Genomic DNA, 22596 nt, shown 5'->3' with positions numbered 1-22596 from the left:
CACGGTCGGACTTAAGCGCGGGGAAACGCGGCGGAGACGATCCGTCACCGACGAACCACGCTCCCGCGCCGACCGGTCGGCACTACGCCAGTACCGATAAGTCCTCTCGACGCGTCCCGTCTGGGGTATGGCACTACGTGCGCGATCGAACGGGGTGGGATTCGTCGATCGGCTCAAGACGGGGTGGACGCTGACGAAAGACAGCGTCGGCGTGATTCGTGAGTACCCGAAACTGCTCGTCTTTCCCCTGTTGGCGGCCGTCGCGAGCGTCTTCTTTCTCGTGTTCCTGTTCCTCCCGCTGGTGCTCGCCGACGTCATCGGCGGCGGGCTCGAGTACGTCGTCCTGTTCGTGCTGTACTTCCTGACGACGTTTGTCAGCACCTACTTCGCCGCCGCGCTCGTGTACGCGGCCAACGAGACGTTCCACGGTCGAGAGCCCGAAATCCGATCGAGCATGCGCGCGATCAACGGCCGACTCGGACCGATCGCGGTCTGGGCCGTGATCTCCGCGACGGTCAGCGTCCTCCTTCGGACGCTCGAAGACGCCGACAATCCCGTCGCCTCGATCCTGCGGTCGCTGTTCGCGCTCGGTTGGTCGATCATGACGTTCTTTATCGTTCCGGTCCTCGTCTTCGAGGACGTCTCGGCGACGGAGATGTTCGAGCGAAGCGGTGAGACGTTCAGGGACACGTGGGGCGAGACGCTGGGGGCCGGCTTCGGCATCACGGCGATCGTGGCGGTGCTCGGCGTCGTCCTCGTCCTCGCCGCGCTCGTCGTCTCCGCTCCGCTGGTCGCGGCGTTTCAGGGCGCGGGGGTCGCCCTCGCGATCGTCCTCGTCGCGCTCGCGTTGGTGTTCACGTATCTGATCAGCCAGACTGTCTGGGGAATCGCAAAGACCGCGCTGTACGTGTACGCTGCCGAGGGGACCACACCGTCGCAGTTCGAGAACTTCGACTTCCAGACGCTCGGCGGCCGTACCGAGCGCAGGGCGACGCCCGGGTCGCGGTCGGATCGCAGACCCGGCGAGTCGTTCGTCGAGTGAGTTACCGGAACTCGATCTCCGACCGCGAGTGCACTTCGCCGAAGAGCCACTTGGCGTGTTCGAGCGCGTACTCGCGGTGATCCTCCTCGATCGCGCCGACGGCGTCTTCGAGCAGAATCGGCCGGTAATCCCGCAACCCGGCGGACGCGGCGGTGTGGAGGACGCAGACGTTCGCGAGCGTCCCGCAGATCACGAGGTCGTCGACGCCGTGGCGTTCGAGCCACCCCTCCAGCCCCGTCTGATAAAAGGCGTCGTAGGTGTGTTTCTCGACGACGAGGTCGGCCGCATCGGGGTCGAGATCCTCGACGATCTCGGCCTCCCACGAGCCCTCGACGACGTGCTCACCCCAGCGGTCGAACTCGTCGTAGTAGTGGTTTGCCTCGAACTGCTCGGGCGGGTGCACATCGCGGGTGAAGACGACGGACGCGCCGGCCTCGCGGGCCGCCGAGACCAACTCGGCGCAGGGGTCGATCGCCGCCTCGCTCCCCGGCGCGTACAGCGAGCCGTCGGGATGACAGAAGCCGTTCTGCATGTCGACGACCACGACCGCGGTCTCCTCGGGATCGAGCTTCATACGCGCACTTCCGTCGGAAGCGACAAACCGTTTTCGCGGCGATGGACGGCTGTTCTCGCGGCGCTACTCCTCGGCCATCCCGCCGAAGACCGCGTCGGCGTCGGCGGGCACGTCGAAGTCGTGATAGTGTTCGCCCTTCTCCTTCGAGAGGATGTTCAGCGCCGCCGCGGCACCGTCGCCGGCGGAGATGATCGCCTGCCACTCCTCGGCTCGGACCATCGCACCCGTCGCGTAGGCGTTCTCGACGCTCGTCTCCATCGTCACGTCCACGTCGACGATCTCGTCGTCGAACGCACAGCCGAGCGAGTCGGCGAGGTCGCGGTTCGCGCCGGTCGCCAACACGACGTAGGACGCGGTGTACTCCTCGCCGTCGGCCTCGACCGCGAAGCCGTCGTCGGCCTCTGATACGTCGGTCACCTCGGCCTCGACGCGCTCGACGCCGAAACTGTCGACCTGCGATCGAGCGGCCGTCATGAACGCTGAGCCGTCGATCGAGTCAACGCCGAGGTAGTTGAACAGGTGCGCTTTGTGCATCCACGTCCCGTCGGTGTCGAAGCAGATCGTCTCCAGTCCGTTCTTCCGCGCGAAGAGAGCCGCACTCAGTCCGGCGGGGCCGCCCCCGACGACGAGCACGTCGGCGTTGGTTTCAGCCATACGCGATCTGGTTTGCCTTCCACGGACAAATATTCGTGGATGGCGTCAAATTCGCCCTCGCCGAGCCCGCCGTTCGTAATTGTAACTCCCTGGCGCTCGAAGACGACGCCGAGTGAGCGGCTCGCGCCGCTTCAGTCGGCCGGCTCGGTCGCTTCCGGCACCCGCCGACCGCCGAGCGTGTAGAGCCACAGCAATCCGAGGCCGAGGCCGTAGGTGGCGATCACCGGCAGGCCGAGCAGGAACATGGTGAAGACTCCCCGCGGCGACAGGAAGGCCCCCGCCGCGAGCACGGCGATCGAGACCTCCCGCCACCGGCCGCGCATCGCCGCGTAGGGGACGATCCCGCCGCGGTGAAAGAGAAGCATCGTGACGGGCACCATGACGAGGATCCCGATCCCGACGGTCAGGAAAAACACCAGCCAGCCGTAGTTGCTGATCCGGTAGGCGATCACCATCTCGGCGCGCAACACGTCCGTCGCGAGCCACGAGATGACCGAGGGGGCGACGTAGAGGAAGCCCAACAGGCTCCCGAGCGCCATCGAGGTCAGGAGGCTGCCGCCCCACAGCAAGAGGACGCGCCGATCGCCGCGGGCCACGCCGCGCTCTTTCAGGGCCGGCCACGCGTAGTACATGAGCAGCGGCACGACGGCGGCGAGGCCGAAGATCACGGCGACCTTGATCATGAAGATGAGCGCCTCGACCGGATGGAGCGTGACGATCGACACCTGTTCGGCGGCGAACTCGGAGGGCATGCCGCGCACGAACTGCTCGTGGAGACGGCCGATCCCGCCCTGATACAGCACGAAGAACGTCCCGGCCATGATGGCCATGAACAGTCCGACCAGTCGGAACGATTTCGAGGTGATGCTATCGAAGACGAACTTGAGATCGTAGGCGTAGCCGCCGATGTCGTCCTCGTCGATCTCGTCCTCGCTGAACGCGCCCAGGATGCCTGCCCCGCGGGCCGCCATGATCCGGCTGTCGTCGATCTCCTCAGTTTCGGCCGTTCCGCCGGTTTCGGCCGTGGGGGCGGTCGATTCGGCGTCGTCAGATTCGGCTGTTTTGGTCGCTTCGGCCTCGTCGCCCTCCGCGTCGGTGTCGACCGCGTCGAACCGATCGAGGATCGCCTGCGCACGGTCGACATCCTCATCGTCCATCGCCCGTCCGGCGAGGGCGACTGCCTCGGACTCCTCCATCGCATCGAACACCGCGTCCGGGGCCGACCGGATGCCGTCGAGGTCGAGCTCCGCCACGTCGATATCTTCGGGATCGACGCCCACGACGCTTGCCGCGGGCGCTTCGAGCCCGTCGTAGACGAAGTAAGCGAATCCGACGAGCCCGAAGCCGAGTCCGTAGAGCGATCCGACGACGGCGATGTACGTCGTTTCGGCCAGTCCGATCCCCGCGCCCGGCGCGAGGAACCGATAACTGGACCCGGCGGACGCGAGGACGTCGTTGACAGCGAGGTAGCCGCCGTAGGTATAGAAGGCGTACACGAGGGCGAGTCCCACCACGAACAGCCCGAGGAGGACGTTCCACCGGTCGCGCGCCGTCCCCCGCAGATCGATCGAGTCGCTCGATCGTTTCGTCGTCACGACGATCTTGCTCACGTAGAGAGAGGCCCCGTACAGCACGACCAGCGGCACCGCCCACATGATCTGCGTGAAGGGATCTGGCGGCGAAAACAGCGCGCCGAAGACGAAGATTGCGACGACCGCGTACTTCCACTTGTCGCGGAACGTCTCGTAGGGAACGATCTCCGTGTACGAGAGCGTGCTCATGAACAGCGGCAGCTGCGCAGCGAGTCCAAAGGACAGAGAGAGAAGGAAGATGAACTGCGCCCACATCGAGATCGAGTAGGTCGGCTGAAAGCCCGCTCCGACGGCGTTGTCCGCGAGAAACGCGAACATGATTGGGAAGAACAGGTTGTAGGCGTAGGCGACGCCGCCGAGAAAGAGCGTCGCGCTGATCAGCGCGAACGCGGCCCCCTTCCATCGCGGGAGGTTCTCCGGCCAGCGCCCGCGCTGTTTCAGCGAATCGCGGCCGAAGTACGCGAGCGCTGGGAACATGATGATGAGCCCGGCGACCAGTCCGATCTTCGCCTGCAGGAGGATGACCTCGAAGGGCGTGATGGCGACGACGACGATGTCCGGGTGGGCGTTGAGATCCCGCTTGAGGATATCCCAGATGTAGAGCCGCAATACGGTGAACGTCCCGAGGAAGCCGATCACGAAGACGATGAACACCTTCTGGAGATGCTTCTGTGCGGTTCGAAGCAGCGCGCCGAGGTGTGCGCGACCCTCCGAGACCGTCCGGACGACATCGTCGTCTACGGCGCTAGACACGGTGAACGGTTATTCGCTCGCGGTTATCAACCTTTTCCGTTAGTCCTCGGGATACAAGACTTTTCACCCCGCCGTGCGCGTCGTCGGCTGATGTCTACTGGTACCGGCTCCCGTGAAATGCCGATACGTCCGAATCCTGTCGTCTCGGGACGAACTCGCCTCCCTCGGGACCGTACGCGATGATCGACATCCATCCGGATCTCCGCGCCGGTATTCGCGATTCGGTCCCGTTTTACCTCGGGATTGTCCCGTTCGCGATGATCACCGGAATCGCCGCCATCGAGGCCGGCCTCTCCCCCGTGCAGGCGGTCGTGATGTCTGTCATCGTCTTCGCGGGCGCGTCCCAGATCGCCGCGTTCGAACTGCTCAGTAATTCGGCCCCGCTGCTCGTCGTGATCGGCACCGCCGTCGTGGTCAACCTCCGGATGCTCATGTACTCCGCCTCGATTGCGCCGCATTTCACCCGGTACAGCCGGCGCGTCCGAGCGGCGCTGGCGCACCTGCTCGTCGATCAGGTGTACGCGATGTCGATCGCAGAGTTCTCGCGCGACGACTCGCGCGACCGACTCCGGTACTACGCCGGACTCGGGCTCGCCTCCTGGGTCGTCTGGTCGGTGGGGACCGCCGCCGGTGTCCTCGTCGGGACGGGCGTGCCACCGGAACTCGAACTCTCGTTCGCCATCCCGCTCGTATTTATCGCGTTGCTCGTCCCGTCGCTGAAGGATCCTCCGACGATCGTCGCGGCCATCGTCTCCGGCGCGGGCGCGCTGCTCGCGGCCGGCGTCCCGTTCAACCTCGGGCTCTTCGTCGGCACTGTCTCCGGGATCGCCATCGGCCTCGCCGTCGAGGCGTGGGGGAACCGATGAGCCTGAGCGCCGGCGCGGGCGGCTACGGTTCGGCGGCCATCTGGTTCGTCATCGTCGTTCTCGCCCTCGCGACCTACGCGATCCGGCTCTCGTTCATCTACCTGTTCGGTCGGCTCGAATCGGTCCCCGAGGTCGTCGAACGCGTGCTCCGATTGGTCCCGGCGGCCGTTCTCGCAGCGCTGGCTATTCCGGCGATCGTCACGATCGAGCCGTCGCTTTCGGCGACCGTGCTCGACGAACGGATCGCCGCCGGGACCGTCGCCGTCGTCGTCGCGTGGCGGACCGAGAACGTGTTCGCGACGATCGCGAGCGGGATAGGGACGCTGTGGTTGCTCCGCGTCGTCGTCGTGTAGCCGACGCCCCCGACACTCACCCGAGAGAGAAGGCTTACAAACGCCGGGGACGGATGCACGCCAATGGCAGAGACGGCCGACGGGGGGTACGACGTCGACGAGGGGTTCGTCGGCGAGGGCCCCGAGAGCGACGAGGAGATGCCGCTGGCGGACCACATCGAGGAGATGGTCTACCGGCTGGGCATCGTCCTCGTCGTCATGGCGATCATCTCCGGGATCGTCTTCCCGTTTGGCGATCGGATCATCAACTTCCTGTGGTACTCCGTGCTTCCGGGCGGGGACATCGCCCGCCCGCGGGTGTATCACCCCCTGGGGCTCATCCTCGCGCGGCTGAAAGTCGCGACGCTCGCCGGCTTCGTCGTCGGCCTCCCCGTCTTCGTCTATCAGACGTATCTGTTCATGCGCCCGGGGCTGTACACCCAAGAGCGGCGATACTATCTCGCCTCCGTCCCGACGAGTCTCGTGTTGGGCGTGTTCGGCGTCCTCTTCGCGTACTTTCTCGTCCTGCCGGCGATCTTCACGTACTTTCTGACCTACTCGCAGGACGCGGCCACGATCGCGTTCGGCCTCACCGACACGTTCGATCTCATCGTGTTGATGATGGGGCTGTTCGCCGCGGTGTTCCAGATCCCGCTGTTCATGATGCTGGCGATCATGATGGGGTTGACGACCCGCGCGTGGCTGGCCGCGAAGCGGCTGTACTTCTGGGGCGCGTTCCTCGGCATCGCCTTCCTCTTCAGCCCGGATCCGACGGGAATGGCACCGATCATCGTGTCCGCGACGATGATCGGGCTCTTCGAGGCGACGCTTTTGGTGTTGCGGTGGGTCCGCCGCTAACGCAATCTCACCGTCGTTTCCTCCGATCTGTCCATCGGCGGGCTTTCCCTTTCAAATCATTTCTTGACGCACCCCAGGACGTCGAGTTGATGCGTAAAGTAGCACAACTCGGCGGAATCGATCTGTCTCCGACGCTCGGCCAGCCACGCTTCGAGCGTCTCGGTATCGTCGGTCACCTCACCGACGGCTTCCTCGATCGTATCGAGAATGTGCCGGAGAAAGTACGCCTCGTCGGCAGGATACGTTCCCTCGATAGGGCGGACGACCCAGTCCGAGCCGGCAACGCCGAGAAGCGTCACCCCGACGGCTCCCTGTAGCCGAGCGACGACATCTCCACCCGCCCGACTGCTTCCCCCCGGTTTCGCGTCCATGTGAGCGTGGTAGTGACGCTCGATCGTCCGGTCGCCCGGGAGTTCCGGCCGGAACCGAGTCCCACCGTCAAACGTGATGGGGAAATAACAGAGTCCGCCGGGCGAAAGCGCATCGAGCAACCGATCCAGCGCCTCGAGTTCGAGGAGATCCAGCAGCGCGCTGCCGACGACCAGATCCCACTCGCCAGTCGTTCGCTCGGCGTGCGCGACGGCCTCCGAGACTACCGGTTCGAGTTCGATACGACGGTTCGATCCCTCGAGAACGATCCGGTCCGTCTCGGAGACCGAAACCGATCGTTCGGCGGCCCACTCTCGGACGTACGGCACGACGGCTTCGATGGTGTCCGATTCGATATCGACCGCTGTGTATCGGATCTCTCCCGGCGGGAGTACGTCCCACTCGACGAGGCGGGCGAGCATCGTCCCGATGCCAGCCCCGACTTCGAGGACTCGAAGCGGGCCGTCACCGGCTTCCGTTCGGTTCCGGAGGCGTTCGCGAAGCGTTCCGACGAGCCGTTGATCGATCGCACGGTCGTCGACGGTCCGTTTCGCCCGAAGATAGCGCCGAAAGTCACCCGTCATGGTATCACCTCGAGAGCGGCGACGGCTTCGAGCAGCCCGCGGACGCGGGCGGTCGTCTCGCGCCAGTCTGGATGCGATTCGTATCGTCGTCTGGCGGCTTTACCCATCGAGGCCAGCCGATCGCGGTCAGCGTCGAACCGCGTCAGCGCCCCCGCGATCGCCGCTGAGTTCCCCGGATCGACGAGTACGCCCGTCTCGCCGTCGGTGACGACATCTGTTGCTCCCCCCGCTCGTGAGGCGATCGCCGGGAGCCCGAAACTCATCCCCTCCAGATAGACGATGCCGAACCCCTCGTATCGGGACGGCACTGCGAGGACGTGACTCGACCGGAGCACCGTTTCGAGTTCCTCCTCGGAGAGTTCGCCCGCCAGATCAACGCGGTCGGCGAGACCCTCTCGGCGGACGCTGCGTCGCACCGCGGCGGCGTATCGCTCGTCGGCCGATCGTCCTACGACGGTCAGTTTCACGTCGGTTTCGGCGGCCGACAGCCCCTCGATGAGCGTTTTCAGCCCCTTTCGGGGGGTAACGTTGCCGACGAAGACTACCCGAAGCGGTCGCTCCCGTGCGCGATGCTCGATCGTCCCGTCGTCGAGGTCGGGATCGAACTGGTCGCCGGCGGGCGGTGCGACGGCAGTCAATCCAGGATCGACGCCGAGGCCGGTAACGATGTCTCTGGTCGTCGTGCTGTTGCAGACTGCGCCGTCGACCGTTCCGAGATACCGGCGCTCGATGGCGCGGTACAACGGGGACAGACGTCTCGATTCGCTCGCTCGCAGGTGATGGACGATGCTGACGATCGGATACGGCAACTGACGGTTTGCCCGGAGCAGGGACGGATGGGCGAGTTCGTCCTGCAGCATGACATCGACATCGACATCCAATCGATCCCGGAGCCGTGGCGACGCGTTGTCGAGGAGTCCCCGAGGGTATCGCCGCCAGGGCAACTCAACGAGTTCAACGGTATCGCCGGCCGCTCGAAGCCCCTGGAGTAGTTTTCGATCGTAACGAAACCCCCCGGAGCGCTCGTCGATGTCACCGTACAGCGTCAGTCCGACTCTCATACCGAAACATCGTATGTGGCAGCCGCCGCGTCGTCTTCCCAGACCGTCACAGCCAGCTCGGTGACGGTCTCGTCGGTCACGGCCGCGGTCACGCGCTCGAAAATGACGCGGGCAAAGCGTTCGACGCTCGGGTTGTAGCCCTCGAACTCCGGAAGATCGTTGAGCAGCGTATCGCGGTACCGATCGGCCAGTGACGCGAGTGCAGCCTCGGCGTCGTCGATGTCGACGAGGTAGTCGTACTCGTTCAGTTCGGGACCGCAGAAGGTCAGTTCCACCTCGAAGTGATGGGAATGCGGGACTCCCTCGGGGCCCGGATCCGGAACTGTGAGGTAGTGCTGTGCCACAAAATCGGTCAGCACCGTCGTGGAGTACACGGACACGACAACGGGTGGCGGGCACCTAAATCCGGAGGATCGTTCTCGCATCACTCGTAGGTGAACACGATCTGGACGGCCTCGTCCTGTCGTTCCTCAAGCAGTCGGTAGGCATCGGCCGCGTGCTCGATGTCGAACTCGTGGGTGAAAAGCGCCGAGAGATCGTGCTCGGCCAGCCACGACCGGACGACGTCCAGCCGGCGGTCCTTGTCCCACCGGTCGGCGTGGTCGGGATCGATCCGGCTTACTTGGCTGCTCCGGAGGCGGATGTGGCTCCGATGGTACGTTCCGCCGAGATCCAGCGCCACGTCCTTCGTGCCGTACCAGGACCCGACGATGACCGTCCCCGCATAGCCCGCGACGTCGATAGCGTCGTCGAGTGCCGTCGGGTTTCCGGAGAGTTCGAACGCGATGTCGGCGTCCGCCTCGATCGCGCTCCCGAGGGCGTCGGGCGAGACGGCGCGGTCGGCACCCAGCGATTCCGAGAGCCGCCGCCGGGGCTCGTAGCGATCAACGGTGACGAGTTCCGAAAGCGGGAACTCAGATAGCAGCGCCGTCGTCAACAGCCCGATCGGTCCCTGGCCGAACACCACGACCCGCGCGCCGATCCGGGGCCGCGCGTCCATGACGAAGTTGACTGCCGTCTCGGTGTTCGGGATCAGGAGGGCTCGCTCGTCGGACAGCGCCGTCGGGACGAGCGTCTCGGGGTCAGCGAGGAAGTGACTCTCGTGGGGGTTGAACGCAAACACCCGCTGTTCGAGCCACTCGTCGTCGACGCCCTCGCCGACGGCCGTCACGCGCCCCACAGAGGCGTAGCCGTACTGCAGCGGGTACGAAAACGTGTTATCGAATGCGTCGATCGTCTCGTCGACCACCAGTTCCGGAGGGACCTCGTCACGGTAGACCAGCATCTCCGTGCCCGGACTGACAGTCGACCGTCTCGTCTGAACCCGGACCTCACCAGCGTCCGGATCAGGGATTGACGAGGTTCGGACTTCCACCGATCGAGGCCCGGTGAAGTACAGTGCCCGCCGAGTCATCCCCGCTCACGCCGCTCCGGTCTCCTGGGATGCTCGATCCGAGGGGTTGGATGTGGCGATCGATCGCGTCGGCGTTTCCCCTGGTGATTCACAGTCGAATCTATGTGGGTCTTTAACTAAAGATTACGGCTCCCGGCCCTGTGGTCCTCAATCACAACGACGGATCTCACCCCGTTATTGGGTTGATAAATACCCCAGCGCCGCCAGCCGCTCGCTGTCGGTCTCGGCACCGTAGATACGGCCCACTGGGAGCGGTTCCGGAGGTTCGAGGGTCGGGACGGAGCTCCGTCGACCCTGGCCGTCCGTCTCCGCCCACGGAACTGCGAGCAGAGCCGGCACCGGCGTGTGCATCGGATGACCGTAGAGACCCCACTCCCCGAAGAGATTGCCGTGATCGGCGGTGATCGCGACACGACCGGTAACGTTCTCGACGAGCGTCCGTACCTCGGCGAGCACGTACTCGAGGTTCGCTCTGTAGGCCGATCGAACCCGTTCGGTCGTGATTTCGCCACGGCGGAGTAACACCCACGGGTTCGCGTCGTTGCTGTGGCTGCCGGTCCGAGCCATGCCGTCGTCGCCCGCGATCGGATCCGGAACGAACGGGTGATGGGGTTGCATGTAGTGGACGACCAGCCGATCGGGATCATGCTCACGATCGAGCGCGATCGCTCGGTCGGTGATCGTCGCCGGCCGCACGGTACCGAGATCGTCGTCCCAGGCATACTTCCAGACTTCGTCGAGGGCAGCGAACGCGTCTGCCTCGAGGTACCGATCAGTCCAGGTGTTTCCGGTGACCATGACCGTCCGGCCGGTCTCGGCGCGGCCGCCGAAGGTGTTCTCGAGCCACTCCGAGGAGGAACTCCCGACCGACCGAACGGTTTCGACGGCGTCGAGAAAATCGACATCGGTCGCGACCGACCGCAGCAGATCCGCCCGGCAGGCGTCCAGCACGACGAGCACGTCCCACTCGCGGTCGTAAACGTTCTCGCCGTAGTCCATCCGCCGGCCGATCGCCTGCAGACATCGCAGATAACCCGTGCCGAGCCGGCTCATTCCCGGTTCCATCACGTTGGTCGGTCCGCGCCGTGTCGACTAAACGCCTCCGCCGAGGGAATATATGTCCGGCCGTCCTGGTACCGTCGTGAACTGTCTGTTCGTGGGCGCCGGGGCGATAGCGACCGAGTACGCGGCCGGACTGTCCGACAGTCCGCTGTCGCTGGCCGGCGTCTGTGACCTTGACGGCGAGCGGGCGGCAGTGCTGGCCGAGGACCACGTCTGTCCTTCGTTCACCGACTTGCAAGTGGCTCTCGAGACGGTCGACGCGCCGCTGGTGGTCAACCTGACGAGTCACGCCGCCCACGCGTCGGTGACGCGGGCGGCGCTCTCGGCGGATCGACACGTCTTCTCGCAGAAGCCGCTGGCGCTCGACGGCGACACGGCCGGCGAGTTGCTGGCGATGGCCCGCCGCCGGGGACTGGCACTCGGATGCGCGCCGACGACGTCGCGGGGCCCTCCCCAGCGCCGGGCAGCACGACTCCTCGCGGACGGGCGGCTCGGCCCCATCCAACTGGGCTACGCCCATGCTCACGTCGGTCGGGTCACCGACTGGCACGACCGTCCCGAATCGTTCCTGGAGATCGGCCCGCTGTACGACGGCGGCGTGTATCCACTTTCGCTCCTCGTCTCGTGGTTCGGCCCCGTCGAGCGCGTCCGTGTCGCCGACGCGCTTCACCTCTGGCCCGACCGTGAAGCGAGGCGGCCGACCGCGCCGAGCCACGTCGAGGCCACCCTCGCGTTCGCCTCGGGACCGACCGTCCGGTTGACGGCGAGCCTCTATGCGCCTCACCGGAGCCGGGAGTTCTACGGCCTCGAACTCCACGGCGACGACGGATCGCTGTATCTTCGGGGAACCGGTGCGATGGAATCATCTACCGACGACGTTCAGTTCGGCCGTCTCGGCCGTGAATACACGACCGTGCCGCCGCAGTCTCCCGCCGAATCACTCTCGTATCTCGACGCCGTCGAGCGACTCGCGACAAGCGTCGCCGACGGAACGCCCTCGAGATCCGGCGGTCAACGGGGTGCACACGTTGTTGCCGTCTGCAACGCCATCGAGACGGCTGCAGCGGACGGCGGTCCGATCCCGGTTCCCGCACACGGTGTGACGAGTGACTCCCTTCCAGAGCCGGTCGTCACTCCGCCGGGACGACATCTGCCTTCCGACAGCCCCAGATCACTCCGCCTCCCATCGATCGGGTTCGGTTGTTCGCGCTACCGCAACGGGGAGTACATCGATCGGATCGATTCGATCGTCACCGCCCTGGACGCCGGCTATCGGCTCCTCGACAGCGCGGAACTGTACGGCAACGAACACCGGATCGGGGACGTACTGGCCGCCCCTGGCACGCCAGATCGCGAGCGCCTCTTTATCATCGGGAAAGCGTGGCGCACCAATCACCGCCGCGAGCACCTGCTCGAAGCGTGTGCGGGCAGCCGCTCGGAACTCGGTATCGACGCGTTCGACTGCTACACGCTGCACTGGCCGTCGGCGCTGGCTTACCGCGGTGAACTCTCCCGTCTCGCCGAGAAACCGATCGAGCAACAGGAAGCGTTGACTTTCCCCAATGACGACGACGGTGATCTAGAAGCGGCGAACGTCCCGCTCTCGACCGCCTGGCGGAACCTGGAAGAGACCCACAACCGCGGCTGGGCACGCACTCTGGGCGTCTGTAACGTCTCGCGGACGCAACTGGAAACGATTCTCGAGACCGGTACGGTCCGGCCGGCCCTCGTTCAGATCGAACGCCATCCGTATCGACCACAGCACGAACTCGTTGCGTTCTGTCACGAGCGCGGTATCCGGGTCGTCGCTCACTCGCCGCTGTCGGCCCCCGGTCTCCTCGAGGAGCCGGTCTTGGCGGAGATCGCCGCCGATTGCGGGCTCTCACCGGCCGGCGTCGTCCTCGCGTGGAACGTCACACAGGGTATCGTTCCGATCCCTGCCAGTACCACGCCGTCACACGTCGTTGCGAATCTGGCCGCGGCTGCCGAACGGCTGCCCCCGGAGGCGTGTGCCCGCCTCGAGACCCTCCGGGATCCTGACTTCGATCGATAGCCCGCCTGTTTTGCAGTACAACTATGTCATCTCGTATCATATATGCGGTATGGCAACGAGCGAAACCCAGGGATTCAGCACAGAATCGTTGCGCGGCCCCCACTGGGTGGGTATCCTCGCGGCGCTGGTCTCCGCCGTTATACACGTTCTGCTCGGGGTTAGAATGAGCATCAGTATGTCCCCCTCGGCGATGAGCATCAGTTTCATCCTCGCCGGGTTGGGCTTTCTTGGCGGGATCGTACTCGTCGTCCTCGATCGCCGTCGGCGGGCGGTCTACGCCGCCGGGATCCCGTTCACGCTGCTCCAGATCGTCCTGTGGTACTATCTCAACTTCGCCGCCGGTCCGAAATCGTTCCCGGCGGATATTGGCACGCTCGGCGCCGTCGACAAGGTCGCACAGGTCGTTCTCGTCGCCGTCCTCGTCGTCTTGCTGCGGTAGCCCGTAGTCATGGATTTTGCCGCCTCACTCGCGTTTTAACCGATGTCTCCTCTAATCGCCTTACGGGTATTCCGAATGAACGATTTCGATGGTGTCGGGGTTTCGTTCCCCTCGACACGACGACGGCTGCGGCCCAGACAGCGCGGACCGGGAGGCGGTGATGGCTGAACTGCGGCGTAAGCGGTCAGTCTCGGTCGGTCTCGGGGTCGGTCTGCCGGCGTTCGCCGCGCTCTGTCTGGCTGCCGTCCTTTGGGGGGTTCTCCCACTCGACGAGACGGAACAGCTGCTGGTCTCTCCGGCCGTAGTCGCTGGGATCTGCTGGGCGGGACAGCTCTGGTACGTGGGGTACAGCGTCGACACCGTGGGCTTGACCGGTGGCGTCCGGCGTCGCCTGTTCGGGCTGGCGAACACGCTTACACTGCTCCGGGGGGCGCTCTATGCGGTCGTGGCTGGGTTCGTCGTCGTCCCGGCTACGACGGATCTCGCCTGGGTCCCGGCACTGTGTTACGGCGTTGGCGCCGTCCTCGACAAACTCGACGGCACCGTCGCCCGGAGCGTCGGCCAACAGACGGCTCTTGGAGCTCGCCTCGATACGGCCTTCGACACCTTCGGTTTCGTTGCCGCCCCGCTGTTAGCGGTGTTGTGGGGTCTGTTACCGATCTGGTATCTCTCGATTTCGGCCGCTCGATACGTCTTTCTCGCGGGCATTCGTTGGCGGCGCCTCCGTGACCGTCCCGTGTTCGATCGCCCCGACAGCGACCTCGGGAGGTATCTCGCAGGTGTTCAGATGGCCTTCATTACGATCGCGCTCGTCCCGTCGACGCCGACTGATCTCGTCTGGACCGTCGCGCCGATCGTGCTCGCGCCGTCGCTGGCCGTGTTCGCCCGGGACTCCCTCACCGTCAGCGGCCGGCTTCCCCGCACCAATACCTGATACTGTCGGTTATGGTACGTTGAGGGCCGTTGCGCGATTTGATCGACTTGGGCCCGTCGTTCAGCAGTTTCGAGGCGGAGCCTCCGGCCTCAAGGAGCGAGGACTTCTGACCCCGATCGGAAGGACGACGCGAGTCGGCCGGAGAGGACAGCGAGGCGCTGCGCGCCTCGGGCCGTGCGAGCGGGCCTGCGGCCCGCGCGCAGAAGCCGTGAGCGAGTAGGATGGGGTAGTTTACGTCGGCGATCGCTACCGATCGTTCACGGAGTTGTGACCGACAGTATGAGTACGTTCGCGACGACAGTACACACATGCTCTTTCTGACGCATCTCGCTGCTGCCGCCGTCGCCGGGAGAGTGTCCCGGTTATCGACGCCGTGGCTGCTCGTCGGCGCGGCGCTCCCGGACCTCATCGATAAGCCACTCGGGGCGCTCGGCGTAGTCGAGCTGTACCACTCAATCGGCCACAGTGTCTTTCTCGCCTTGCTTCTTGTCCCGATCGCACTGTACGGTCGGGCCGGGATGGCCGCCGCGATCGGGTGGGGCTCACATCTGTGTCTCGACGCCATACACGTCGTGATCAACGGGCGGCCCGGCCACGCGCTGTTCCTGCTGTGGCCGTTCGTCGAATCTGCCGACCCGCTCGCGATCCCTCCAGGAGCGTTCTTTTGGTACTACCTCGGCACGCCGTCGTTCTACCTCGAGGTCATCGTGTGGATTGCGTTGTTCGCTGCTCTCGCCGCCGATCGGTTCCTGCCGTCCCGCGTTCGGGCCGAATGAGCCGGGGCGACGGCGGGTGGGTATATCACTCTCCGACTGGAACCGTTCGGACGACCCATGGTGCAGTTACTCGGCGAACTCTTCGAATACGTCCTGGCGATCGATGCGCTCACTGTGGAGCTGATCCTCGAGCTACGCCACCCAATCCTGACAAATCTGATGACGTCCGTGACCGGACTGGGCTCCGTAGCGGCTGGACTCGCTGTCGTCGGACTGTTCTACCTGGCGGAGTGGCGCGAGGAGTTCCTGGTTACGCTCATCGCGCTTTCGATCACAGCGGTGGTCGTCGCGGTCCTGATGACGGTCGTCCAGCGCCCGTTTCCGACCCAGCCGGTCTGTCTGACTGACGGTGCCGGGACGCCGACGACGTCGTTCCCGTCCGGCCACGCGGCCGCCGTCACGGCGTACGCGATGGTGGCTCGGAACTCCGACGAGTTGCCGTTCAGATCGGTCGCCACGCTCGCCGCCGTCGTCGCCGTATCGCGGATCTATCTCGGTACCCACTTTCTGTCCGATACTGTGGCGGGTATCGCGATCGGCATCGCTTCGGTGATGATCGCCGAGCGAGTTCTTGCTTGCACGGACCTCGACGCAGTGTTCAGAAAACTGCCACAGTAGGCGGCTTCGAACCGGTTGCCGCCCTCACCGATAGGCTGAACGGACCCGCCGAATGCCCTGTCAGGCCTCGATTTCGGGCCCCCAGCTGGTCGCCTCACGCGGCTTCGAAACGTCGGCACAGATGTCGTGGACCTAACCGATTCGGGGATCGGGTTCTCGACGCATCCGGGTTCAGGGTTTGCCCCTAGCGTCTCGTTGATCACGTCGATGGCCACGTTAAAACAGTGGCGCCCGCCGGTCCCGACGCTGTAGGTCCATCCAGTTCGTCTCTCCCCGACGACTCCGGCGCGCGCTACTACCGGCACACGGACAGCGGATTGCACACTCTTCCGGTAGTCTGATACTGCTTTCGGGACTACAACGTCCCATGACGCGCGTGGTCGCCGTCCGTCACGGCGAAACCGACTGGAACCGAAACGGCCGGATGCAGGGGTGGGCCCCCGTTCCGCTGAACGAGACCGGGCGTGAGCAGGCGCGAAACGTCGGCCAGTGGCTGGCCGAGTCCTACGATGTCGACCGCGTCCTCGCCTCAGATCTCCTTCGAACGCGTGAAACGACCGATCTGCTTCTCGATTCGGTCGGCGATCGATCCGTTTCGTTCGAGTCGGCCTGGCGAGAGCGCGGCCTCGGGGTGTACCAGGGGCTCAGCTACGAGGACGTCGAGGAACGGTTCCCGATCTACGGTCTCAGCGAGACGGCCTACCGGGCGGTCGAGGCAACCCCGGAGGGCGGGGAGTCATTCCGCGACGTGAAAGAGCGCGTCGTCGGTCGGTTCGATGGTCTCGGCGGTGGCGACGACGAGACGCTCCTCCTCGTCACCCACGGCGGCCCGCTGTGCATCCTGCTCGGCCACGTCAAGGGGCTCGGTCTGACGGAGTCGCTGGTGAACCATCACCCGGAGAACTGCGCGGTCACGGAGCTTCTGGTGAACGGCGGCGAGACGACGATCGTTCGCGAGAGCGCCGTCCCGGACCGGGAGTAGAACGTCGCCGATGAGTGTGGGAGCCGGTCCCACGACGGAGGATTCTCGAACACTGATTTATTTCAGCCGGACGTAGTCCGAATATGGCCGACGACTCTCCCGAGCAGGCACGTCTTGAATCCCAGCGCGACGACCTCCGGCTGCTCAATCAGGTCATGCGACACGATATCCGAAACGATCTCCAGCTGATCGGCGCGTACGCCGAACTCCTCGAAGATCACGTCGACGAGGAGGGCGAGCAGTATCTCGACATCATCAAAGAGAGTACCGAGAGCGCGACCAAGCTGACGACGACGGCGCGAGATCTGGCTCGTGTGATGCTCGATACGGACGGTGGGAACCGGTCAGTATCGCTCGATGGCGTCCTCGCCCGACAGGTCGACGAGGTTCGGTCGAGCTATCCCGGCGCGGTGATCACCGTCGAGGAGCCCATCCCGAACGTCGACGTGGTCGGCAACGACATGCTCGGGTCGGTCTTCCGGAACCTGCTCTCGAACGCGGTACAACACAACGACAAGACGCCGCCAGAAGTCGAACTCTCGGCGACCGAAGCGGGCGACCACGCCGAGATCCGCGTCGCGGACAACGGTCCCGGAATCCCCGATACGCAGAAGGAAGACATCTTCGGGAAGGGCGAGAAAGGCCTCGATAGCTCGGGAGCCGGGATCGGGCTCTACCTCGTGCAGTCGCTCGTCGAAACGTACGGCGGCGACGTTTTCGTCGAGAACAATGATCCGGAGGGATCGGTGTTCGTGGTCACGCTCCCGACCGCCGAGTGAGTTCGCCCCCGCCCCGATCGGGCTCCGCGCTCAGTCGTCGACGGTCGGGTACTCCGTCCCCAGTACGGTCTCGACGTCGACCGCCGACTCGTCGCTTCCACCGTCGCTCGCCGGCGAGACGCTCCCCGTCCGGTATCCCTCCAGATCCAGCGTGACGTGATCGAAGCCGACGTCCGAGAGGTGTCGACAGACTGCTGCCGCGAACTCCGGATCGAGCGCCTGTTCGAGTTCGTCCGCTCCGACCTCGATCCTCGCGAGCCCGTCGTGATCGCGCACGCGGAACTGCTCGAACCCCCACGTTCGGAGCAACGTCTCGGCCTTCTCGATGCGGCTTAACCGCGATTCGGTGACTTCGAGACCGGTTGGGATGCGCGAGGAGAGACACGCCATTGAGGGTTTGTCAGCGACGGAGAGACCGTACTCGCGCGCGATGGCGCGCACGCCCTCCTTCTCGATGCCGTGTTCGAGCAACGGCGAGTAGGCGTCCAGCTCCTCGACGGCACGCAGGCCGGGGCGATGCCCCTCCCCGGGGTCGGAGGCGTTCGTCCCGTCGCAGACCGTCTCGATACCGAGTTCGCGCGCCGTCTCGAACATCTTCCCGAGCCGCATCGACCGGCAGTGATAACAGCGCTCGTCGTCGTTGGCGACGAACGCCTCGCTGTCGAGCTCCGAGAAGGAGACGACCTCGTGGCGGATGCCGATCTCCTCGGCGACCCGCGCGGCGTCCTCCAGTTCGGCGGCCGGCAGCGTCTCGCTTTTCGCGGTGCAGGCGACGGCGCGATCGCCCAGCGCCGCCTCGGCGAGTGCGGCGACGACCGCCGAGTCGACGCCGCCGGAGAAGGCGACGAGCACCCCGTCGAACCGACGGAGGTCCTCGATCGCGTCGTCGCGTGTGGCCTCGATATCCATATCCCACTCCTCGGGGTGCGCGTAAAAAAGCCCGGCGACGCGACGTGGGGCGGCGTGTCGGTCGATCCTCCGACCGTCGGTCAGGTCGATCGGCCGGATCCACGGCGGGCGATGTACCGAACCGCGACGCTGGCCACGAGCGTGTTCATGCAGACACTCGACAGCAGGAGGCACAGGTCCCGTCGCGTTTCCCACCGTTCGCGCGCGTCCCCGAACCGTGCGAGGACGTGCGCGGTGGCGGCCCCGAGCCAGCCGCCGATGGCGACGGTCAGTAGGATGCGGTGTATCGGTCGCATATCAACGATACAGGCCGAACCGCATTCAACGTTCACACGAGCGGTTCCAGCAGCGCCATCCCGGCCGAGAGCAGTTCGTCGACGCGTTCGTCGCTCCCGGCTTCGGCGTAGACTCGCAGCTTCGGCTCCGTGCCACTCGGCCGGACGAGGACCCACGAGCCGTCCGACAAGAAGAGCTTGAAGCCGTCGGTGCGGCCGACGCGGTCGATCGCGGAGCCGGCCACGGTCTCGGGCAACTCCTCGCCGAGGCGATCCAGTACGGCCGCCTTCCGGTCGTCGGGGCAGTCGATGCTCCGTCGGTCCTGGACGATGTCGCCGTACTCGGCTCGGAGGCGGTCGAGTCGGTCGTCGAGCGGCTCCTCGCCGTGGGCCGCCGCGACGACGAGCGCGATCAACACGCCGTCCTTGTTGCGCAGGTGCGCCGTGATCCCGAACCCGCCCGACTCCTCGCCACCGACGAGCGCGCCGTGATCGGCCATCGCCTCCGCGACCCACTTGAACCCTACGGCCGTCTCGTGGACCGCGCGCCCGTGCGCCTCCGCGATCCGATCGAGGATCGCGGTCGTCGAGACGGTTCGGACGGCGTCGCCGCCCGCCGATTCCAGCAGGTGGTCGTACAGCGCCGCGAACACCCAGTTCGGATCGACGACGCCGCGCTCGGGGGTGACGACCGCGATCCGGTCGGAGTCGCCGTCGTTGGCGATCCCCAACTCGGCGTCGCCGGATCGGACCTCGGCCTCGAGTTCCGCGAGCCGCTCGGCGGACGGCTCGGGCGGTGAGCCGCCGAACTCGGGATCGGCTTCGTTCCGGCGACGGGTGACCGTCGCCCCCGCACGCGAGAGCAGTTCGTCGGTGACGCCGCGGCCGCTGCCGTGCATCGCGTCGTGAGCGACGGCCATCCCGTCGAGGTCGGTCCCGACGAACGAGACGGCGTGGTCGAGGTACGGTCCGATCATATCGATCTCCCGGACCGATCCCCACCGCTCCTCGTCGATCGGCTCCGGCGGCTTCAGTTCGGCGACCAGCCGGTCGGTCACGTCGGGCAGTGCCGGTGCGCCGTCGCTCGGGACGAACTTGATCCCGTTGTACGTCGCCGGGTTGTGGCTCGCCGTCACCTGCAGCGCGCCCGACAGGTCGCGGTCGGTCACCGTCCACGCGACCACCGGCGTCGGCGTGTCACGCTCGGGGACGAGCGCGTCGAAGCCGTTGGCACAGAGGACGCGAGCAAGCTCTTCGGCGGCCGGTCGCGATCCCTCGCGGGGATCGTAGCCGATGGCGACGGGCGCGTCCTCGCCGGTTTCGCGCAGGTGGTCGGCGACCGCCTGCCCGACGGCGCGGATCCGCGGCGCGGTGAACTCGTCGACCGTCGTCCGCCAGCCGTCGGTGCCGAATTCGATGTCCATGCCGTCGAATCGACGGGATCGATTAAAAAGACCGTGGCAACGGCTGCGGGGGTTTAAATCTAAGAGCGCGCTACTGCGGCGTATGGCTGCCGCCGACGGTCCCGTCCCGGAGTTACAGAGTCGCGCCGACGCGTGCGCCGAGCGGCTGTGTTCGGCCGATCGCGTGTTGCTCGCCTCGCACATCGACGCCGACGGCCTGACGAGCGCGGCGGTCGCGGCGACCGCGCTCGAACGGGCGTCGATCCCCTTCGAGGCGGTGTTCGAAAAGCAACTCGACGCCGAATCCATCGCGTCGATCGCCGCCCGCGAGTACGAGACGGTGCTGTTCACCGACTTCGGCAGCGGACAGCTCGACGTCATCGCCGAACACGAGCGCGACGGCGCGTTCGTCCCCGTCATCGCCGACCACCACCGCCCCGCCGAGGCGGATACGGATCTCCACCTCAATCCACTGTTGGAGGGCATCGACGGCGCGTCGGAGCTGTCAGGCGCGGGGACCACTTACGTCCTCGCGCGGGCGCTCGCGGCGTGCTCGGACGCCGACGAGCGCCACGACAACCGGGATCTCGCGGCGCTGGCGGTCGTCGGCGCGGTCGGCGACATGCAGGCTTCAGACGGCGAACTCCACGGGGCGAACGCCGGAATCGTCGCCGAGGGCGTCGCCGCCGGCGCGCTCGAGGAGACGACGGACCTCGCGATATACGGCAAGCAGACCCGGCCGCTGCCGAAACTGCTCGAGTACGCCTCCGACGTTCGCATTCCGGGAATCACGAACGACGAGCGCGGCGTCGTCTCCTTTCTCGACGGGCTCGACGTCGAATGTCGCGCCGACGGCGCGTGGAAGCAGTGGGTGGACCTGACCGACGACGAGAAACAGCGACTCGCGAGCGCGCTCGTGCAACACGCCGTCTCGCGCGGCGTCCCGGCGTTCAAGATCGACCGGCTCGTCGGCACGAGCTACGTGCTCGCGGGCGAGACGGTCGGCACGGAACTCCGCGACGCCAGCGAGTTCTCGACGCTTCTGAACGCGACCGCGCGCTACGAGCGGGCCGACGTCGGCCTCGCGGTCTGTCTCGGCGACCGCGAGGAAGCGTTCGACCGGGCCAAAGAGCTGCTCGCGAACCACCGGCGGAACCTCTCGGAGGGGATCGAGTGGGTCGAAGAACACGGCGTCACCCGCGAGGAGCACATCCAGTGGTTCGACGCCGGCGGCGAGATCCGGGAGACGATCGTCGGCATCATCGCAGGCATGTCGATGGGGGCGGACGGCGTCGCGCGAGACGTTCCGATCGTCGCGTTCGCGCGGAAGGGAGACGAGGAGACGAAAGTCTCCTCGCGGGGGACCGGCCCGCTCGTCGGTCGGGGGCTCGATCTCTCGGCGGCGATGGGCGAGGCCGCGCGCGCGGTCGGCGGCGACGGCGGCGGTCACGACATCGCCGCGGGGGCGACGATCCCGGCCGGGACCGAGCCGGAGTTCGTCGAACGCGCCGATCGGCTCGTCGGCGAGCAGCTCGACTAATCGTCGCGCGTCGTCTCATCTCTCTCGCTTCGGCTACTTCGGCTGACCCGCCTACCGTATCGAATCGAACGGACTCGCCCCGTCGGTCCAGTCCCACCCCGGCAGCCGCGTCTGAAACCCGGCCGCGAGCGCCGCATCGAGGTCGTCCGCGCCGGCCGTATCATCGGGAGAATCGTGAGTGTGCATATCGGCGAAGTGGAAGGTCGCCTCCGCGAGGAGCGCGAACGGCTCGCCGCCCGCGATCGTCGCCGCGAGCTTTCGGCCGAGGAACTCGTCGACGACGAAGCCGGGGTAGTCCCCCGCACAGTCGAGATCGCGAAGCAACGCGCAGAGCGCCGCGACGTTGACCGCCAGATCGCCCTCGGCGAAGACCGCGTCAACCTCCCGTCGGTACGCCTCGACGGGGACGTGCTCGACCTCAACGCCGAAGAGTGGACCGAGTCGGTCCCGCGTCTCGTTTATCAACTCGGGAATCGTTTCGTCCGCTCTGAGCCGTTCGTGTTCCTCGGCGACGGTTTCGGCCGTGATCTCCATACCTCTCTTTGCGAAGGGTTTTATATGAGTAGTGGGTTAGAGTCGATTACGAGCGGGTTTTCCGGTTACCTCCCGCGGCCGTCACTCGACGACAGCCACCGCAGATCCGAATCCATGACCTGTTGTCACTACGCAGTCGGCGAACCTATCCATCACCGCCGAGAGCGGTACACGGAGCGACCGGAGCCCGATT

General features: G+C 66.0%; 24 protein-coding genes. 12 read left to right on the top strand and 12 right to left on the bottom strand.

The window, feature by feature from the left end; translation table 11 throughout:
• Positions 1 to 127 precede the first annotated feature (127 nt).
• Positions 128 to 1042, top strand: coding sequence for a DUF6159 family protein (locus DM868_RS09250; RefSeq protein WP_137276599.1), 915 nt, complete (start codon positions 128 to 130; stop codon positions 1040 to 1042).
• A 1-nt stretch (position 1043) separates the two neighbouring features.
• Here the strand turns inward: DM868_RS09250 and DM868_RS09245 are convergent, their stop codons facing one another.
• The 3 genes from DM868_RS09245 to DM868_RS09235 all read right to left on the bottom strand — a co-directional run bounded on the left by DM868_RS09245 (position 1044) and on the right by DM868_RS09235 (position 4615).
• On the bottom strand, positions 1044 to 1616 hold the full coding sequence (locus DM868_RS09245; protein WP_137276598.1) for a cysteine hydrolase family protein: 573 nt from the start codon (positions 1614 to 1616) through the stop codon (positions 1044 to 1046).
• Positions 1617 to 1679: 63 nt separating this feature from the next.
• The gene (locus tag DM868_RS09240) at positions 1680 to 2270 is read right to left on the bottom strand and encodes an NAD(P)/FAD-dependent oxidoreductase (RefSeq protein WP_137276597.1); all 591 of its coding nucleotides are present in this window, start codon (positions 2268 to 2270) and stop codon (positions 1680 to 1682) included.
• Between the two features lie 131 nt (positions 2271 to 2401).
• Entirely contained in the window at positions 2402 to 4615 is a 2214-nt protein-coding gene (locus DM868_RS09235; protein WP_137276595.1) for a twin-arginine translocase subunit TatC, read from the bottom strand.
• 179 nt (positions 4616 to 4794) lie between these two features.
• Between DM868_RS09235 and DM868_RS09230 the strand changes: the two genes are divergently transcribed.
• The 3 genes from DM868_RS09230 to tatC all read left to right on the top strand — a co-directional run bounded on the left by DM868_RS09230 (position 4795) and on the right by tatC (position 6671).
• Positions 4795 to 5481, top strand: coding sequence for an AzlC family ABC transporter permease (locus tag DM868_RS09230; RefSeq protein WP_137276594.1), 687 nt, complete (start codon positions 4795 to 4797; stop codon positions 5479 to 5481).
• The gene (locus DM868_RS09225; RefSeq protein ID WP_137276592.1) at positions 5478 to 5834 is read left to right on the top strand and encodes an AzlD domain-containing protein; all 357 of its coding nucleotides are present in this window, start codon (positions 5478 to 5480) and stop codon (positions 5832 to 5834) included. Before DM868_RS09230 ends, DM868_RS09225 begins: the two co-directional genes overlap by 4 nt.
• 63 nt (positions 5835 to 5897) lie before the next feature.
• On the top strand, positions 5898 to 6671 hold the full coding sequence (gene tatC, locus DM868_RS09220; RefSeq protein WP_137276590.1) for a twin-arginine translocase subunit TatC: 774 nt from the start codon (positions 5898 to 5900) through the stop codon (positions 6669 to 6671).
• A 56-nt stretch (positions 6672 to 6727) separates the two neighbouring features.
• On the opposite strand, the gene DM868_RS09215 is transcribed toward tatC, so the two are convergent.
• The 5 genes from DM868_RS09215 to DM868_RS09195 all read right to left on the bottom strand — a co-directional run bounded on the left by DM868_RS09215 (position 6728) and on the right by DM868_RS09195 (position 11152).
• Positions 6728 to 7624: a hypothetical protein gene (locus tag DM868_RS09215; RefSeq protein ID WP_137276589.1), complete on the bottom strand. Its 897-nt coding sequence runs from the start codon at positions 7622 to 7624 to the stop codon at positions 6728 to 6730.
• Complete coding sequence (locus DM868_RS09210; protein WP_137276587.1) at positions 7621 to 8685, bottom strand: glycosyltransferase family 4 protein; 1065 nt, start codon at positions 8683 to 8685, stop codon at positions 7621 to 7623. The genes DM868_RS09215 and DM868_RS09210 overlap by 4 nt, the downstream gene beginning before the upstream one ends.
• Positions 8682 to 9059: a 6-pyruvoyl trahydropterin synthase family protein gene (locus DM868_RS09205; protein ID WP_137276585.1), complete on the bottom strand. Its 378-nt coding sequence runs from the start codon at positions 9057 to 9059 to the stop codon at positions 8682 to 8684. Before DM868_RS09205 ends, DM868_RS09210 begins: the two co-directional genes overlap by 4 nt.
• 50 nt (positions 9060 to 9109) lie before the next feature.
• Positions 9110 to 10099, bottom strand: coding sequence for a zinc-dependent alcohol dehydrogenase (locus tag DM868_RS09200; protein WP_137276584.1), 990 nt, complete (start codon positions 10097 to 10099; stop codon positions 9110 to 9112).
• A gap of 174 nt (positions 10100 to 10273) precedes the next feature.
• The gene (locus DM868_RS09195) at positions 10274 to 11152 is read right to left on the bottom strand and encodes a hypothetical protein (protein WP_137276816.1); all 879 of its coding nucleotides are present in this window, start codon (positions 11150 to 11152) and stop codon (positions 10274 to 10276) included.
• A gap of 88 nt (positions 11153 to 11240) precedes the next feature.
• On the opposite strand from DM868_RS09195, the gene DM868_RS09190 reads away from it, so the two are divergent.
• The 7 genes from DM868_RS09190 to DM868_RS09160 all read left to right on the top strand — a co-directional run bounded on the left by DM868_RS09190 (position 11241) and on the right by DM868_RS09160 (position 17742).
• Positions 11241 to 13214: an aldo/keto reductase gene (locus DM868_RS09190; RefSeq protein WP_137276815.1), complete on the top strand. Its 1974-nt coding sequence runs from the start codon at positions 11241 to 11243 to the stop codon at positions 13212 to 13214.
• 49 nt (positions 13215 to 13263) lie between these two features.
• Positions 13264 to 13653 (top strand): DUF7475 family protein, encoded by a 390-nt coding sequence (locus DM868_RS09185; RefSeq protein ID WP_137276583.1) that lies wholly within the window; start codon positions 13264 to 13266, stop codon positions 13651 to 13653.
• A gap of 160 nt (positions 13654 to 13813) precedes the next feature.
• Positions 13814 to 14587, top strand: a complete 774-nt coding sequence (locus DM868_RS09180; protein WP_137276582.1) for a CDP-alcohol phosphatidyltransferase family protein — start codon at positions 13814 to 13816, stop codon at positions 14585 to 14587.
• A gap of 308 nt (positions 14588 to 14895) precedes the next feature.
• Positions 14896 to 15363, top strand: coding sequence for a metal-dependent hydrolase (locus tag DM868_RS09175; RefSeq protein ID WP_137276581.1), 468 nt, complete (start codon positions 14896 to 14898; stop codon positions 15361 to 15363).
• A gap of 57 nt (positions 15364 to 15420) precedes the next feature.
• Entirely contained in the window at positions 15421 to 15981 is a 561-nt protein-coding gene (locus DM868_RS09170) for a phosphatase PAP2 family protein (protein WP_137276580.1), read from the top strand.
• A 367-nt stretch (positions 15982 to 16348) separates the two neighbouring features.
• Positions 16349 to 16963, top strand: a complete 615-nt coding sequence (locus DM868_RS09165) for a histidine phosphatase family protein (protein ID WP_137276579.1) — start codon at positions 16349 to 16351, stop codon at positions 16961 to 16963.
• A gap of 83 nt (positions 16964 to 17046) precedes the next feature.
• Entirely contained in the window at positions 17047 to 17742 is a 696-nt protein-coding gene (locus DM868_RS09160) for a sensor histidine kinase (RefSeq protein ID WP_137276578.1), read from the top strand.
• A gap of 30 nt (positions 17743 to 17772) precedes the next feature.
• On the opposite strand, the gene larE is transcribed toward DM868_RS09160, so the two are convergent.
• The 3 genes from larE to DM868_RS09145 form a co-directional block, all read right to left on the bottom strand.
• Entirely contained in the window at positions 17773 to 18651 is an 879-nt protein-coding gene (gene larE / locus DM868_RS09155) for an ATP-dependent sacrificial sulfur transferase LarE (RefSeq protein ID WP_137276577.1), read from the bottom strand.
• An 80-nt stretch (positions 18652 to 18731) separates the two neighbouring features.
• Entirely contained in the window at positions 18732 to 18947 is a 216-nt protein-coding gene (locus DM868_RS09150) for a hypothetical protein (RefSeq protein ID WP_137276576.1), read from the bottom strand.
• A gap of 32 nt (positions 18948 to 18979) precedes the next feature.
• A complete protein-coding gene (locus DM868_RS09145; RefSeq protein WP_137276575.1) occupies positions 18980 to 20350 on the bottom strand; it encodes a phosphoglucomutase/phosphomannomutase family protein in 1371 nt (456 codons plus the stop codon).
• Between the two features lie 82 nt (positions 20351 to 20432).
• Here DM868_RS09145 and DM868_RS09140 point away from each other — a divergent pair, with 82 nt between their 5' ends.
• Positions 20433 to 21869, top strand: a complete 1437-nt coding sequence (locus tag DM868_RS09140) for a single-stranded-DNA-specific exonuclease RecJ (protein WP_137276574.1) — start codon at positions 20433 to 20435, stop codon at positions 21867 to 21869.
• A gap of 51 nt (positions 21870 to 21920) precedes the next feature.
• Here the strand turns inward: DM868_RS09140 and DM868_RS09135 are convergent, their stop codons facing one another.
• Positions 21921 to 22403 (bottom strand): hypothetical protein, encoded by a 483-nt coding sequence (locus DM868_RS09135; protein ID WP_137276573.1) that lies wholly within the window; start codon positions 22401 to 22403, stop codon positions 21921 to 21923.
• Positions 22404 to 22596 lie beyond the last annotated feature (193 nt).

Source organism: Natronomonas salsuginis, assembly GCF_005239135.1.
GTDB lineage: Archaea > Halobacteriota > Halobacteria > Halobacteriales > Haloarculaceae > Natronomonas > Natronomonas salsuginis.
This window is presented reverse-complemented; position numbering and strand designations above follow the sequence as displayed.